The organism is Stenotrophomonas sp. STEN046 (genome assembly GCF_056759755.1).
This window is the reverse complement of sequence record NZ_JBRRDR010000031.1, coordinates 18572-33358: the sequence shown is the minus strand read 5'-3', so window position 1 is coordinate 33358 and position 14787 is coordinate 18572. Positions and strand designations below refer to the sequence as shown.

Below are 14787 nucleotides of genomic sequence, written 5' to 3'. Positions count from 1 at the left end.
GGTGGAAGGAAAATGCGGGGAAATGCGCAATCAGGCAGGTGGCAGCTCATGCGGCGGCGGCCGGAACAGCGGCGATATCAGCCAGACCAGGCCGATGCCGAACAGCAGGGTGAGCCCGAACGCACGCAGCGCCGGGGTCTGCGACAGACCCAGCAGGCCAAACGACAGCCAGGTGCTGGCCGCGCCCACGCACACCGCCAGCCAGGCGCTGGCATCACCGCGGTGTTCGATGAGGAAGATGCCGTAATCGATGCCCATGCCCAGCAGCAGCATCAGTGCCAGTACGTTGAACAGCTGCAGCGGCTGCCCGAACAGGCCCAGCAGGCCCAGGGTGAGCGCGCCGGCCACCAGCGTCGGTGCGAACACCCGCCACGCCTGGCGCCGATAGCGCAGCCACAGCGCGCCGAACACCAGTACGATGCCGACCAGCAGCAGGCCGCCCATCAGCTTGCGGTAATGGCCGAGCAGCTGCGAGAAGTCGGCGGTACGGTCAACCCAGCGCACACCGTCCAGGCCTTCGGCGGCACCACGCAGCGTTGCCAGCGCATCGGCGCGCGACAGGTCATCGACCATCACCACGCTTATCATCTGCCCGCCCACATTACCCACCCACAGGTGCCGGAACGGCTGCGATGCCGGCGAGGCAAGGAAGGCCTCGGCACTCAACGGCGCCGCCGCGAATGCAGGGCGCTGCAATGGCTCGCCCACGGCTTCCCCGACGGCCGCCAGCACACCGGGTTCGACCTTGGCGGTCAACGCCGCATCGGACTGCTGCCGTGCGGGCGAAGGCAGCCAATCGCTGATGGCGCGGTAACCGCCAATACGCTTGTCGTTGGTCAGCCCGCGCAGGCGCGCGGTCAGCGCTTCCTCGCGCTGCAGCAGCTGCGCGGCATCGCTGCCCTGCACCAGGTAGAACTGCGCAGGGCTGGGCATGCCCAGCAGCTGGCTGAGGCGGATCTGCTGGGCCATCAACGCCGGCGGCGAGGACTGCAGGCTGCGCAGGTCATCGTTGCTCTGCAGGCGGGCGATGCCGATGCCCGAAACCAGCACCGCCAGGCCCAGGAAAACCGCTACCGGGCGTTTGCCGTGCAGGCGCGGGAAGCGTTCCAGGGTGTTGCCCAGCCACTGCGAAAAACGGGTCTGGCGGATCTCGCCACCGTCCAGCCATGGGAACCAGAAGATCACCGTGAGGAACGCGGCAGCCAGGCCAACCACCGAGAACAGCGCCATCTGCCGCAGGCCGGGGAACGGCGCCAGGCCCAGCGCCAGATAGGCAAGCGCGCTGGTCACCAGTGCCAGCCACAGGCCCGGCAGCAGGTGCCGCAGCAGCTTCCAGCGGCGATCGGCCGGTTCGGCCTGGCGCGAAGCGAACCAGTGGATGCCGTAGTCCTCGGCGACGCCGACCAGCGAGGCACCGAACACCAGGGTCAGCACGTGCACCTTGCCGAACACCAGCACTGTCACCGCCAGGGCGACACCGCAGCCGATCAGCAGCGAGGCGGCAACCAGCAGGATCGGGCGCAGCGAGCGGAAGGCCAGCCACACCAGCAGCAGCACCGCCGCCAGCGAGCCCCAGCCGATGGTGTTGATTTCCTGGTTGGCCTGCACTGCGGCCGCTTCCGCATGCAGCGGTACGCCGGCATGCAGGATCTCCAGATCCGGTGCGGCAGCCTTGGCCGCCTGGCCGGCGCGCTCCAGCAGGCCGTCCAGGTGGCGCTCGCCATCCAGTTTGAACGCCGACCCGGGGGTGTCGAACTGCAGTGCGGCCCAATGCCTGCCCTCGGCCTCCAGCAGGCCGTCATCGCCCAGGCGCAAGCCGGAACCCTGCGCCTGCTGCTGCCACCAGTGCGGCCACAGCGACAGGGGATCCTGCCGCCATTCGGTCAGGCGCGGTGCGCCCATCGGACCGTACAGCGCGCCCAGCGCCTGCTCGGCCAATGCGCCGGGCTCGGCCTGCTGCAGCTGTTCGCGCTGGGCCGGGGTCAGCAGGCGGTCGCGATACGGTGCGTAGAACGCACGCGCTTCATCGAACCAGCCCTCAATCGAGCCGCTGGGCACCAGCAGCGCGCTGTCGGTGTCCTTGCTCATCGCCGCAGCGAACGCGGCCTGCGCGCGCTTGGCGGCCGCACCATCGGCACTGCCCAGCAGCACCACCACCTGCCGCGAACTGCCATCGGCGATGCGCCGGGTGACATCACTCAGCAGGCGATCGTGTGCATCCTGCGGCAGCAGCGCAAGGATGTCGGTGTCGATCCGCGATTCCTGGCTCCACAGCCGCCATTGCTGCGCGCCCAGCACCAGCAGCAGCAACAGCCAGGCGATGCCCAGCCAGTGCCACCAGCGACGCAGGCGATCAGGCGCATCGGCTCCCACGGCCTTACTCAAAGCGGCGCGCCTCGTCGGTGCTCAGCGCGGCCGGGGCCTCGCTCAAGGCGCTGAAGCTGATCTGCGTGCGGTCCTGGTTGGCCTCGATGATCTCGACCTGGCGCACGTAGCGGTCGCCCTGCAGGGTCAGCGACTGGAAGGCCTTGGCCAGCATCGCCGACTTCGGCGTCAGCCGCAGTTTCCAGCCCTGCCCCTCACGCGTGGCCGCAACGTTGAACTGGCTGGACAACGCCTGCACATCGCCACTCATCAGCGCGAACATGATCGCGTTGACCGAGCGCATCGCCGGTTGCTGGCGCGCGTCCAGTTCAACGCGGGTGCTGCCATCACGCTGGCGGCTGAGGATGCGGTCGGCGGTCACCACCACTTCAGAGGGGAATGGCTTGAGCGTGGACCAGATGACGCCATGCTTGCGTGCGACCACGAACTGGCCCTGCGAGCGCAGCGGATTCTTGAAGCCGCTGACCTGCTTTTCCTGGGTGAACTGGCCACGCAGCACCTCCGGCCGCGCCACCGCCTGGGTGATCGCATCGACGGCAGGCTCCGCAGCCTGCAGCAGCGGGGTAGCAGCCAGCAGCAACGCGCACAGCAGCACGCGCGGAAGATGGGCGAATCCGATCATGGTGCAGGCACTCCAAGACGCTGCCACAGCACCGGCGGGCACTGGTACAGCATTTCCTTGCTGGCTGCGTCGACCGCAACCTGGATGGTCATCGCGCGGGTCAGCACCTGGCCGCTTTCCGCATCGAGGATTTCATATTCGATCTTCAAGCGGTTTTCCCACTCCACGATGCGCGAACGCACGCGCAGCGCCTGGTTGAACAGCAGCGGCCGCACGTACTTCACCCGCGCATCCACCACCGGCCACAGGTAGCCCGATTCGAGCATCTGCGGGTAGTCGTAGTCGTAGCGGGCAAGCAGCGCGCAGCGCGCGATCTCAAAATACTTGAAGTAGTTGCCATGCCAGACCACGTTCATCGGGTCGCAATCATGGAAGGCAGGGGCCAGCGCGATCTCGCCGACCAGTTCGTGGACATCATTCACCGGCATACAGCTCCCAACGTTGCGCGCGGATCTCCACCAGCAGTTCCCGCAGTTCGCGATCCAGCGCGCGGTCTTCGTCCACCAGGGCGATGCGCTGCCCGAGGTCGGCGTACATGTCAGCCAGACTGCCATGCAGCTGCGCGTTCATGCCAACCCGTTCGCGCAGCGCCAGGCCCTGGCGGGCAGCGATCAGCATGGCCGCCACCACCTGTTCGGTCAGCTCGATCACACGCAGGCAGTCACGCGCGGCGATGGTGCCCATGCTGACCTTGTCCTGGTTGTGGCATTCGGTGGAACGCGAGAACACCGAGGCCGGCATGGTCTGCTTCAGTGCTTCGGCAGTCCATGCCGAGACGCTGATCTGCAGCGCCTTCAGACCATGGTTGATCGCCGCGCGCGGGCCGGTCGCCGCCGACAGGTTGGCCGGCAGGCCGTGGTTGTAGCGCGCATCGACCACCAGCGCCAGCTGCCGGTCCAGAAGGTCGGCGATGTTGGCCACGGTGTTTTTCAGGGTGTCCATCGCCAGGGCGATGTGGCCGCCGTAGAAGTGGCCGCCGTGCAGGATGCGCTCGCCATCGGCATCGATCAGCGGATTGTCGTTGGCACTGTTCAGTTCGGTTTCGATCAGCTGGCGCAGGAACGGCAGGGTATCTTCCAGCACGCCGATCACGTGCGGCGCGCAGCGCAGCGAATAGCGGTCCTGCAGGCGTTGTTCGTTACGCGGCGGGCGCTCGCTGTGCAGGTCGCTGCGCAGGCGCGCGGCGATGCGTGACTGGCCCGGGTGCGGCTTGGCGGCGAACAGGGTTTCATCGAAGTGGTGCGCGTTGCCGTCGCTGGACAGCACGTTGAACGCGGTCAGGCGGGTGGCCATGCGCGCCAGGTAGTCCGCGCGCTGCCAGGCCAGGCAGGCCAGGCCGGTCATCACTGCGGTGCCGTTCATGATCGCCAGGCCTTCCTTCGGCCGCAGCTTCAGCGGCGTCATGCCGATCTTCGCCAGCACCTCGGCCGCCGGCTGCACGCGGCCGTCGTGCAGCACTTCGCGCTCACCGCACAGCACCGCCGCCACGTAGGACAGCGGGGTAAGGTCACCGCTGGCACCGACCGAACCTTCGGCCGGGATCAGCGGCAGCACGTCGTGCTGCAGCAGCGTGGCCAACCCTTCCAGCAGCGGCACACTGACGCCGGACATGCCGCGTACCAGCGAGGCCAGGCGCGCAGCCAGCACGGCGCGGGTTTCGGCCGGGTCCAGGTAACGACCCAGGCCGCAGCCATGGTAGGTGTACAGGTGGTGCGGCAGCTCGGCCACCAGCGCCGGCGGAATGTTCACCGTGCACGAATCGCCGTAGCCGGTGGTCACCCCATAGATCACCCCGTCCTCGCGCAGCAGGCGGTCGAGGAAATCAGCGCCACGCTGGATGTGCGCGCGGAACCCAGGCGCATCACTCAATGCCGCTTCGCAGCGGCGTTCGGCCAGGGCGACCACGTCTTCGATGGTCAGCGGTGCATCGCCAAAGCGGCACACGGGTACGGCGTCAATCGTCATGAGGAGCCTGATCCCAGAAGGGGAAGAAATTGAACCAGTCCAGCGGGGACTGGATGACCTGGAGTTCCAGCCAGCGCGCGAAGTGCTGCGCCTGCCCGGCCAGTGCGGCATCACGCGAACCGCGCGGCAGCAGCACGCGTTCGGCGAACTGTTCAAATGCCACACGATAGCCGTCGCCCTCGTGCAGGCACGACATCGTGTAGACCGGGCAGCCGAGCGCGGCGGCCAGCACATAGGCACCTATCGGGAACGGCGCACGGTGGCCGAGGAAATCGGCCATCACGCTGCGCCCGCCCTGCACCGGTACACGGTCGCCAACGATGGCGACGAAACCACCGGAGGCCACCTTGTCGGCCAGCATCATCGCCGTGGCCGGGCCCATTTCGGTCACCTGCACCAGTTCCACCGCCGCCAGCGGGTCCAGCCGCTGCAGCAGCCGGTTGAAGCGCTGTGCGTGCGCGGTATGCACCAGCACGGTGATGCGGAAGCCCGGCACCTGCTCGGCCAGTACCTGGCACAGTTCCAGACAGCCGATGTGCGCGGTCAGGATCAGTCCACCTTCGCGGCGCGCGATCTTCTGCAGCACGAGGTCGCGCTGCAGGCGGATGCGCTGCGGCGGATAGCGCCCGCCAAGGCCAAGGATCTTGTCCAGCATCGTGTCGGCGAAGGCGAAGAAGTGGCGCAGGCTGTCACGGCGCGTGGGTGCATGGCCCAGCGCGCCGGTGTGCGCCTGCAGCCGCTGCAGGTACTGCATCGAGGCCTGGCGGCCGACCCGGTTGCCCAGCCAGTGGCAGGCCACCACCGGCCACACGCACAGGCGGAATGGCCAGCGCCCGAACCAGCGGTGCACCCAGCACAGGAACAGCACGCCGGCCACCGAGGTGGACTCGCCGATGTCGGCCCAATGCGGGGCGCCCTGCGCGCGTTCCATCTCAGCCCTGCCCCTGCAGGCGGCGCCACAGCAGCCGCGGGGCGCGCCACAGCATGCCGAAGAACAGGCGCGTGTGCATGCGGCTGATGCGCACGTTGTCGCGCCACACATCGAAGTGCGAAACACCATCGGCCGGGTAGGTCACGCGGGTGGCCAGATGTTCAACCTGTACCTGGCGCCAGTACAGGCGAACCATGATTTCGGTGTCGAAATCCATGCGCCGGCCGATGGTCTCTTCGCCCACCAGGCGCAGCACCGGCGGCAGCGGATACACCCGGAAGCCACACATGGTGTCGCGCAGGTGCAGCGACAGCGTGTTGATCCACACCCAGATATGGGTGGCATAGCGACCGTACAGGCGCGCCTTCGGCACGCTGGCATCGTAGGCAGGGATGCCGCAGATCACCGCGTCCGGCCGCGCACGGGCCGCTGCGATGAACCGGGAAAGATCGGTGGTGTCGTGCTGGCCATCGGCGTCGATCTGCAACACGTGGCTGTAGCCGCGACGCTGCGCCTGCTCGAAGCCGGCCAACATCGCCCCGCCCTTGCCCTGGTTGAGCTCCAGCCGCAGCAGATCGACCCCGGCACGTTGCGCCAGCGTCTGCAGTACGGCCGCGCACGAGGGCTGCGAACCATCGTCCACCAGCAGGCATGGCAGGCCGGCGGCCTGCACGCCGTCGACCACCGCGCCGATGGCGTGTTCGTGGTCGTACACGGGAATGACCACCAGCGGCGCAAAGGCGCCGCCGGGGCGGGCCGCCTCAATGCGCATCGGCGAACACCACCCTGCCGCTGGCATGCACGCCATGTACGGAGGTGTAGCGGAAGGTCAGAACGCCACGTTCGGCGTCCCAGTCCAGTTGCAGGGTCAGTTCATCGCCGGGGCGTGCCACGCGCTGGAACTTCACCGCATCCATGCGCTGGAAGCCGGTCGGCAGATTGAACGCCTGGCGACCGAAGCGCACGGCCCAGTCCAGCTGGGCCACGCCGGGCAGGATCGCCGCCTGCGGAAAGTGGCCCTGGAATGCGCGCAGCGACGGGTCCAGGGTCATCCGCAGGGTTGCCGCAACGGCACCGCGCAGGTCCCACACCGGCGTCGGCAGCAGCGGCTGGAAAAGCGCCACCAGCGCGGCCTGGGTGACCTTGCCCTGGGCATTGATCGGCAACGACTGCACCAGCCGCCAGCGTCGTGGCCGGGTAACGGCATCGTGCCCCTGCGCAAGCCGGCTGCCCAGGCGCTGCCAGAGCGCGCGGCGGGTGCCATCGTCGGCAGCGAGCAGCGCGGCATCTGCCGGCACCACCACCGCCGCCAGCTGCTCACGCTGGCCCTGCAGCACCAGCACGCGAACGTCGTCCACTTCCGGGTCTTCGCGCAGTGCGCGTTCCAGCGCGTCCAGCGAAACCCGTCGTTCTTCGATCTTGACGATGCGGTCGGCACGACCCAGCAGGCGGAAGCGGCCATTGGCCAAAGCCTCCACGCGGTCCTGGGTGCGCCACCAGTCGGGCGTTTCCAGGTGCGGCGAAGCGACGGCCAGGCAGTCTTCCTCGATGCGCCATTGCACGCCCGGCAGCGGTTCCCACGGCGGCGCGTCGGTGTCCCAGCGGCGCCAGGCGATGCCACCGGTTTCGCTGCTGCCATAGACCTCGGTAGGCGCCACCCCCAGCCATTGGCGCACCTGCCGCGCAGCGTCCTCCGGCAGCGGGCCGCCGGAAGAGAACACCGCCCGCAGGCGCCCGTGCAGGCTGGCCCAGTCGAGCTGTTCGGGCAGACGCTTGAGGTGGGCCGGAGTGGCCACCAGCACCGTATCGGTGCCCGCCAGTGCGCCTACCAGGTCTTCATGGAAGAAACGCCGTGGCTGGATCTCACGGCCAGCGGCCAGTGGCCACAGAACGCGGAACAGCAGGCCATAGATGTGCTGGTGCGACACGGTGCCGTGCACCTGGGCACCGTCGAGCTGGGCGCCGAAGGCTGCCTGCAGGGCATCGACTTCGCGCGCCAGCTGGTCCAGCCGCTTGCCGATGGCACTGGGCTGGCCGGTACTGCCGGAGGTGAACACGCACAGGGAGCAGGTCCGCTCGTCCAACGGCGCCAGCGGCGTCGCCGGAACACCCGCGGCGGCCTGCAACGGCTGGTAGTCAGCCGCCAGGTCGCCGGCAAAGCCACTTACCTGCGGCTGCAGCGCCTGCAGCGTGGCAGGCAGGTTGTCGGCGGCAAGGAACACGCGCTTGCCGGCATGCCAGGCGCCGAACAGCGCCGCCGCAAATGCGATGGCGTCATCAAAATAGAGTGCCCAGTCGCGACCCTCGGCAGCGCTGAATGCGGCGTGCCAGCCGCGTACGCGCGCGCTGAAAGCGACATGATCGATGGCCACGCCATCGCAGATGCCGATCTGGCGCCCGGGCTGGGGCACCACCAGCAACCGGTCCAGCGCGATCCAGTCAGCCATGCGCGTGCGCCGCCTTCACCCGCCGCCGCACCAGCCACTCGCCTGCGAACAACAATCCCATCATCACGTACGCCAACAATCCGTTGTAGAGCATCCAGACCCGGTTCGACGCATACAGCGCGGTGAGCAGGGCAAGACCACCATTGAGAACGAAAAAGCCGCACCAGACCTGGGTGACGCGGCGGGTATATGCCACCGCGAAGGGCGGCAGATCCGGCTCCTGCAGGCGCGCCAGGCGCTCCACCAGCGGCGGGCCGAAGCGCAGGCTGGTGGCAAACACCGCCAGCATCACCACATTCACCAGTGCCGGGTACAGCTTCAGCGGCAGCGCCTGGTTGAGCACGGTGGCCAGTCCGGCCAGCAGGCCAGCACCGGCGGCAGCGGCCCACCACAGCGGTTGCCGGGTGCTCAGCGCACGCAGCACCGCCAGCCCGAACAACAGCAGCGACAACCAGCGGGGCTCGAAGCGGCCCATCGCCAGGTAGACCAGCACCGGGTAGGCCAGCGAAACCGCTGCCACCACGACCATGCGTGCCCGTGCCATGGCCGTTATACCCGTGCTGCTGTCAGGCGGCTGCCTGACCAGGCAGCAGGCCATGCACGACATCGACGATGTCCTGCACGGTGCGCACGGCCTTGAAGGCTTCCGGTTGCAGGTTGCGGCCCAGCAGGGGCTTGAGCTGCACGATCAGGTCCACGGCATCGATGCTGTCGATGTCCAGGTCGTCATACAGGCGCGACTCCGGGCTGATCCGGGCCGGCTCGATCTCGAAGCTGTCGGTCAGGATGCGGACGATGCGCTCGAACAATTCATTCTTAGTCATGGCAGTTCCTAGCGCCTTAGGACTGGCGGGCGGCGACGAACTCGCCGAGCGCACGCACGCTGGAGAAATGGCGACGGGTTTCTTCCGAGTCGGCCGAGAGGCTGACACCGTACTTCTTCTGCAGCGCCAGGCCCAGTTCCAGCGCATCGATCGAATCCAGGCCGAGGCCTTCAACGAACAGCGGCGCGGTCGGATCGATGTCCTCCGGGGTGATGTCCTCCAGTGAAAGCGAGGAAATGATCAATTCCTTGATCTCGTGCTCAAGTGCTTGCACGGGTCGGATCTCCAGACAGGTCGAAATAACGAGTGAGGTGGTCGGTGACGCGACGGGCCGCCAAGGCATCCCCCCTCGGCGAGTCATCTTCGGCCAGGAACGGCGCGATCGGGATATCTTCGCCGATCTGCAGCCGAACGTGAAAACGACGTGAGGGCACACGATACCACTTCTGGCCCTTGGTCAACGTGGGCGGCGTGCAGGTGATGCGCACCGGGGTGATGTCCAGGCGCCCGCGCACGGCGATGTTGGCCGCGCCGCGCTGCAGCCGCAACGGCTGCCCCGGCACGCTGCGGGTGCCTTCGGGGAAGATGACCAGGGTTCCGCCGGCGTGCACGGCAGCCGCGCAGTCATCGACCAGGCCGGCGCCGTCATCGTTGGAAATGTAGCCGGCCGCGCGCACCGGGCCGCGCATGAACGGGTTGCGGGCCACCGCACGCTTGACCACGCAGTCGGCGTTGGGCAGCAGGGCGATCAGGCACACCACGTCGATCAGGGTCGGATGGTTGGCCAGCACCAGCAGGCCGTCGCGCTGCAGCCGCTCACGGCCTTCCACCTGCAGGGTCATCACCCCCAGCCGGCACATCAGCCACACATGGCTGGCAAAGGCTCCCTGCACCAGCCGCCGGGCCCGGCGGCGCCGCGCCACCGGGTCGGGCATCAGCAGCAGTACCGGCATCACCAGCACGCCCAGCAACAGCCCGCCCACGCCGAAGGCGGCAAAGCTCAGGCCGGTGCCGAACACCCGCCAGGCATGGTCAAGCCGGCGCAGCGCTTCAGCCACGGCGGCGCCAGCACCAGCGCTGGCCCTGGGTGACATGCGCCAGCTCGGCGTCGGTTGCCAGCAGGAAGCGGTGCAGATCCAGCGCGTGGGGCAAAAGGCCCGGTGCGCTCGGGGCGGCCTCGGCGGCCGCCTGCCAGGACAACGAAAGGTCGGTACCGCCGGCAGTGCCGGCCGGCGCCAGACGCCAGCACCAGGCAAAGAACGGGTCGGGTTCGTCGGCGAATTCAGCGTAAACGTCGGGCAATGGCGACTCATATACCACGACCCGCACTTCACTGGCGCCATCGGCAAGCAGGCCGAAGGCCTCCAGGCAGGCCGTCTCCACGGTGGCCTGGCCCGCAGACAGGGCCAGGTAATTGCCGCGATGGCCGCGCGCGATGGAGTACAGCGCGGCGATCGCGTTGTGCACCGACAGGCCGAAACCGGTCGGCGACAGCGGTTGATCGGCGGCCAGCGAGCCGAGCAGGTCCATCGAACGGGCCACATCGCCATGCCGGCTGGCGAACACCAGCGGCACCTGGCTGTCGGCGCCCTGCCCGTCTTCGCACCAGCAGGCAGCCTGGATCGCCATGCGGCCCAGGCGCTCGATGCGACGGCGCTGCATGGCCGGGATCTCGGCCAGCGCGGGCGTGTCCTCACCCTGCGGCAGGAACGGCGCGTCGGCCCAGCCCATCCATTGGCTACGTTCGCTCAGACCGGGCGCCCAGGCGGCCCAGCCGACAACGGAAAATTCGATCATTACCGGTGATGTTTCGATGGGCGAACGAGAGTCTCGAGCCATTACGGCGACACGCGGCGGCCCGCCATTCCTGCAGCCACGCATCCGTCCAGGACGTCGCCGGCTGCCCCCCTGGCTGCCGGAAAGGAGCGCACGCTAGCACGTCCGACCCGGGGATGACACGTTTCACAAAACCCAACGGGGATCGGTCACCGGCCGATCCCCGGATGACCCGTTCAGTGATAGCCGGCGTCGGCGCGCACCTTGCCGCGGAACACCCGGTAGGACCACGCCGTGTAGCCCAGGATGACCGGCAGCAGCACCACCAGCCCGACCAGCGTGAAGCCCAGCGACGAGGCCGGCGCAGCGGCCTGCCACAGGGTCATCGACGGCGGCAGCAGGTACGGCCACATGCCCAGCACCAGACCGGCGAAGCCGAGTACGAACAGCGCCAGGCTGAGCAGGAACGGTGGCAGGTCGCGACGCGGATGGGTGGCACTGCGCCACAGCGCGATGGCCACCGCCAGGGTCAGCAGCGGCACCGGCGACAGCCACCAGAAGTTGCCATCGCTGAACCAGCGCGCCATCAACCGCGAATCAAGGAACGGCAGCCAGCTGCTGACCAGCCCCATCGCCGCGATCACCGCCACCACCAGCGGCCGGGTCATCTGCCGTGCCAGCGCCTGCACGCGCCCTTCGGTCTTCAGGATCAACCAGGTGCTGCCCAGCAGCGCGTAGCCGGCCACCAGCGCGGCACCGGTCAGCATCGCGAACGGGCTGAACCAGCCGAATGCGCCGCCCTGGTACACGCCATCGACCAGCGGCAGACCCTGCACGAGGGTGCCCAGGATCACCCCCTGGGCGAAGGTGGCCAGCACCGAGCCCAGCCCGAAGGCCACGCTCCACAGCCGCCGCGAACGATGCGCCTTGAAGCGGAATTCGAACGCCACACCGCGGAACACCAGCGCCACCACCAGCAGCAGCACCGGCAGGTACAGCGCCGACAACAGCACCGCATAAGCCTTGGGGAAGGCGGCCATCAGCCCGGCACCGCCCAGCACCAGCCAGGTCTCGTTGCCATCCCAGATCGGCGCGGCGGTGTTCATCATCAGGTCCAGCTGTTCCTCGTCCTCGGCGAACGGAGCGAGGATGCCGATGCCCAGCACGAAGCCGTCCAGCACCACGTACATCAGCACGCCGAAACCGATCACCGCGAACCATGCCACCGGCAGCCAGGTCATCAGCTCCATCTCAGCGCTCCTCCAACGGTTCGTCGGCCCCCGCCCGCGGCCCCGGCCGGGGATGGCGGGCCGGGCGCCCCCCCCGCCCCGGGCCCGCGCCGGGGTATGGCTGCCGTGATCCAGCGCAGGCCCCTGGTCGTAGGGCTGCGGGCCGTGGCGCAGGATCTTCACCAGGTACCAGATGCCCCAGCCGAACACGAACGCATAGCCAACCACGTACACCGCCAGCGACAACGCGGTCATCCATGTGCTCTGCGGTCCGACCGCGTCGGCGGTGCGCAGCACGCCATACACCACCCACGGCTGCCGCCCCATCTCGGTGACGAACCAGCCCGAAAGCAGCGCGATGAAACCGCTGGGCAGCATCCAGTTCCAGCCACGCAGCAACCACGCTGAGCCCAGCAGCTTGCCGCGCCACAGCTGGAACGCCGAGAACCACGCCAGCACCAGCATCAGCGTGCCCAGCCCGACCATGATGCGGAAGGCGAAGAACACCGGCGTCACCGGTGGCCGTTCGCTGGCCGGCACCGAAGTCAGCGGATCGAAGGTGCCATCCAGGGTATGGGTGAGGATCACGCTGCCGAGCTTGGGAATGGCCACTTCGAAATCGTTGCGTTCTTCCTTTTCGTTGGGCAGCGCGAACACCACCAGCGGCACGCCCTCGCCTTCCTTGGTTTCATGCCAGTGCGCCTCCATCGCCGCGATCTTCATCGGCTGGTGCTTGAGCGTGTTCAGGCCATGCATGTCGCCGACGAAGATCTGCACCGGCACGGTCAGCGCCGCGAAGGCCACCGCAGCAACCAGCATGCGGCGCCCGGCTTCGACATGCGTGCCCTTGCGCAGGTACCACGCGCCGACGCCACCGATCACGAAACAGGTGGTAATGAACGAACCCAGCGCCATGTGCGCCAAGCGGTACGGGAAGGAGGGGTTGAACACCACCTGCCACCAGTCCACTGGATGCACGATGCCGTTGACCATCTCGTAGCCGGCCGGCGTATGCAGCCAGCTGTTGGACGACAGGATCCAGAAGGTGGAAAACAGCGTGCCCAGCGCCACCATGCAGGTGGAGAAGAAATGCAGGCGCGGCGAGACCCGGCCCCAGCCGAACATCATCACGCCGAGGAAGCTGGCTTCCAGGAAGAAGGCCGTGAGCACTTCGTAGGTCAGCAGCGGGCCGATCACCGTGCCGGCGACCTCGCTCAGCCGTGGCCAGTTGGTGCCGAACTGGAAGGCCATGACGATGCCGCTGACCACGCCCATGCCGAAGGACACCGCGAAGATCTTCTGCCAGAAGAAATACAGCTCGCGCCACACAGGCAGCCTGGTGCGCAGCCAGCGCCATTCGATGAAGGCCAGCCAGCTGGCCGTGCCGATGGTGAAGGCCGGGAACAGTACGTGGAAACTGATGACGAATCCGAACTGGATCCGCGACAACAACAACGCGTCCAAGGGACGCCTCCTGCCAGGTGCCGGTGGGATACCAGACCACTTTAGGGGGATATCGTTAAGCCGGGATGCGACCGGGTGACGCGCTGCTTCACTTTGTCGCAGGCGCAGGGGCAATCCGCCGGGCCTGGCCCGGCGCTACCGGTTCACCGCTCTGGTAGCTGCCAACCTTGGTTGGCACACGTCCAGGCGCCGACCAAGGTCGGCATCTACCAACAGCGACTGGAGCAGCCTATCGCCCGGCGGGCGCAGGAATTCAACGCCAGAAATACCAGACCGCCGCCGCCACCAACGTCCCCAGCAGCAACACCTGCACCAGCACGTACAGCACACCGCTGTCGCGCGTTTCCGCCTTCAGCCGCTGCTGCACGGCCTCACTCACGTCCGGCGCTTCTTCCTGCCGTTCCTGTTCACGCAACACCTGCGCCAGCGCGCGCTCGTCGGCATCGCGAGGATCGGTCGGTCGGCTCACAGCAGTTCTCCGGCGGTGGCGTGCCGCGTCAGTTCCTGCTTCAGGACCTGGCGCGCGCGATGCAGATGGCTCTTGATGGTACCGCGCGGCAGGCCGGTCACCTGCTCGATCTCGGCCAGATCGAAATCCTCCAGGTAGTGCAGGCCCACGATCAACCGTTGCGGGGCCGTCAACCGCTCCAGCGCCACGCCAAGCTGGCGGCCGGCCTGCAAGGCCTCGCTGAACTCCGCCGGGCCCGGCCCCTCATCACCCACGCCCAGTGCCTCCGGCACCTCCACCGCCACCATCCACTGCGCCTCCAGCCGGCGGCGGCGCAGGTACTGCAACGCGGTGGTGTAGGCCACCCGCGAGACCCAGGTGCGCAGCGAGGATTCAAACCGGAACCGGTGCAACTGTCGGAACACCGCCAGGAAGGTCTCCTGCAGCAGGTCGGCGACCTGGTCGCGGTCACCGACCATGCGGCCGATCACATGCGCACAGAGGCGCTGGTGGCGGTCCACCAGCTGTGCGAAGGCCGGCTGCGAGCCGTCGATGATCGCCCGCACCAGCGCGTGGTCATCGTCGGCGGCCGGCACCGCAGCGGTCGAACCGTCGCGGCGGCGCCCCCGCAGTGCAGCCAATGCTCCCCCCAGCAGGCTCATGCGCGGGACGCCCCCGGTGCCCGTGGCATGTGCC

Annotated in this window: 15 protein-coding genes and 1 pseudogene; all 16 read right to left on the bottom strand. The window is 68.0% G+C overall.

Annotated features, from left to right (window positions below):
- Positions 1-30: 30 nt before the first annotated feature.
- A complete protein-coding gene (locus ACVOLJ_RS14530) occupies positions 31-2385 on the bottom strand; it encodes an MMPL family transporter (RefSeq protein WP_475280736.1) in 2355 nt (784 codons plus the stop codon).
- Positions 2378-3007, bottom strand: a complete 630-nt coding sequence (locus tag ACVOLJ_RS14525; protein WP_481564436.1) for an outer membrane lipoprotein carrier protein LolA — start codon at positions 3005-3007, stop codon at positions 2378-2380. The genes ACVOLJ_RS14530 and ACVOLJ_RS14525 overlap by 8 nt, the downstream gene beginning before the upstream one ends.
- Positions 3004-3435, bottom strand: coding sequence for an acyl-CoA thioesterase (locus ACVOLJ_RS14520; protein WP_475280734.1), 432 nt, complete (start codon positions 3433-3435; stop codon positions 3004-3006). Before ACVOLJ_RS14520 ends, ACVOLJ_RS14525 begins: the two co-directional genes overlap by 4 nt.
- Positions 3422-4972 carry an HAL/PAL/TAL family ammonia-lyase gene (locus tag ACVOLJ_RS14515; protein ID WP_475280733.1) on the bottom strand — a complete coding sequence of 517 codons (1551 nt, stop codon included), beginning with the start codon at positions 4970-4972 and terminating at the stop codon, positions 3422-3424. Before ACVOLJ_RS14515 ends, ACVOLJ_RS14520 begins: the two co-directional genes overlap by 14 nt.
- Positions 4962-5903 carry an LpxL/LpxP family acyltransferase gene (locus tag ACVOLJ_RS14510; protein WP_475280732.1) on the bottom strand — a complete coding sequence of 314 codons (942 nt, stop codon included), beginning with the start codon at positions 5901-5903 and terminating at the stop codon, positions 4962-4964. The genes ACVOLJ_RS14515 and ACVOLJ_RS14510 overlap by 11 nt, the downstream gene beginning before the upstream one ends.
- A 1-nt stretch (position 5904) precedes the next feature.
- Entirely contained in the window at positions 5905-6675 is a 771-nt protein-coding gene (locus tag ACVOLJ_RS14505) for a glycosyltransferase family 2 protein (RefSeq protein ID WP_475280731.1), read from the bottom strand.
- Complete coding sequence (locus tag ACVOLJ_RS14500) at positions 6665-8350, bottom strand: ApeI family dehydratase (RefSeq protein ID WP_481564435.1); 1686 nt, start codon at positions 8348-8350, stop codon at positions 6665-6667. The genes ACVOLJ_RS14505 and ACVOLJ_RS14500 overlap by 11 nt, the downstream gene beginning before the upstream one ends.
- Positions 8343-8894, bottom strand: a complete 552-nt coding sequence (locus ACVOLJ_RS14495) for a COG4648 family protein (RefSeq protein ID WP_475280729.1) — start codon at positions 8892-8894, stop codon at positions 8343-8345. Before ACVOLJ_RS14495 ends, ACVOLJ_RS14500 begins: the two co-directional genes overlap by 8 nt.
- A 22-nt stretch (positions 8895-8916) precedes the next feature.
- The gene (locus ACVOLJ_RS14490; RefSeq protein ID WP_025878014.1) at positions 8917-9174 is read right to left on the bottom strand and encodes an acyl carrier protein; all 258 of its coding nucleotides are present in this window, start codon (positions 9172-9174) and stop codon (positions 8917-8919) included.
- A 16-nt stretch (positions 9175-9190) separates the two neighbouring features.
- Entirely contained in the window at positions 9191-9448 is a 258-nt protein-coding gene (locus ACVOLJ_RS14485; protein WP_005411610.1) for a phosphopantetheine-binding protein, read from the bottom strand.
- Positions 9435-10232, bottom strand: coding sequence for a lysophospholipid acyltransferase family protein (locus ACVOLJ_RS14480; RefSeq protein ID WP_475280828.1), 798 nt, complete (start codon positions 10230-10232; stop codon positions 9435-9437). The genes ACVOLJ_RS14485 and ACVOLJ_RS14480 overlap by 14 nt, the downstream gene beginning before the upstream one ends.
- Entirely contained in the window at positions 10225-10971 is a 747-nt protein-coding gene (locus ACVOLJ_RS14475; protein ID WP_475280728.1) for a beta-ketoacyl synthase chain length factor, read from the bottom strand. Before ACVOLJ_RS14475 ends, ACVOLJ_RS14480 begins: the two co-directional genes overlap by 8 nt.
- 215 nt (positions 10972-11186) lie before the next feature.
- Positions 11187-12200: a cytochrome d ubiquinol oxidase subunit II gene (gene cydB / locus ACVOLJ_RS14470; protein WP_481564434.1), complete on the bottom strand. Its 1014-nt coding sequence runs from the start codon at positions 12198-12200 to the stop codon at positions 11187-11189.
- Between the two features lies 1 nt (position 12201).
- Positions 12202-13643, bottom strand: a pseudogene (locus tag ACVOLJ_RS14465) (cytochrome ubiquinol oxidase subunit I).
- Positions 13644-13896: 253 nt separating this feature from the next.
- Positions 13897-14112 carry a hypothetical protein gene (locus ACVOLJ_RS14460; protein WP_481564433.1) on the bottom strand — a complete coding sequence of 72 codons (216 nt, stop codon included), beginning with the start codon at positions 14110-14112 and terminating at the stop codon, positions 13897-13899.
- Positions 14109-14753 carry an RNA polymerase sigma factor gene (locus ACVOLJ_RS14455; protein ID WP_475280724.1) on the bottom strand — a complete coding sequence of 215 codons (645 nt, stop codon included), beginning with the start codon at positions 14751-14753 and terminating at the stop codon, positions 14109-14111. The genes ACVOLJ_RS14460 and ACVOLJ_RS14455 overlap by 4 nt, the downstream gene beginning before the upstream one ends.
- Between the last annotated feature and the right edge of the window lie 34 nt (positions 14754-14787).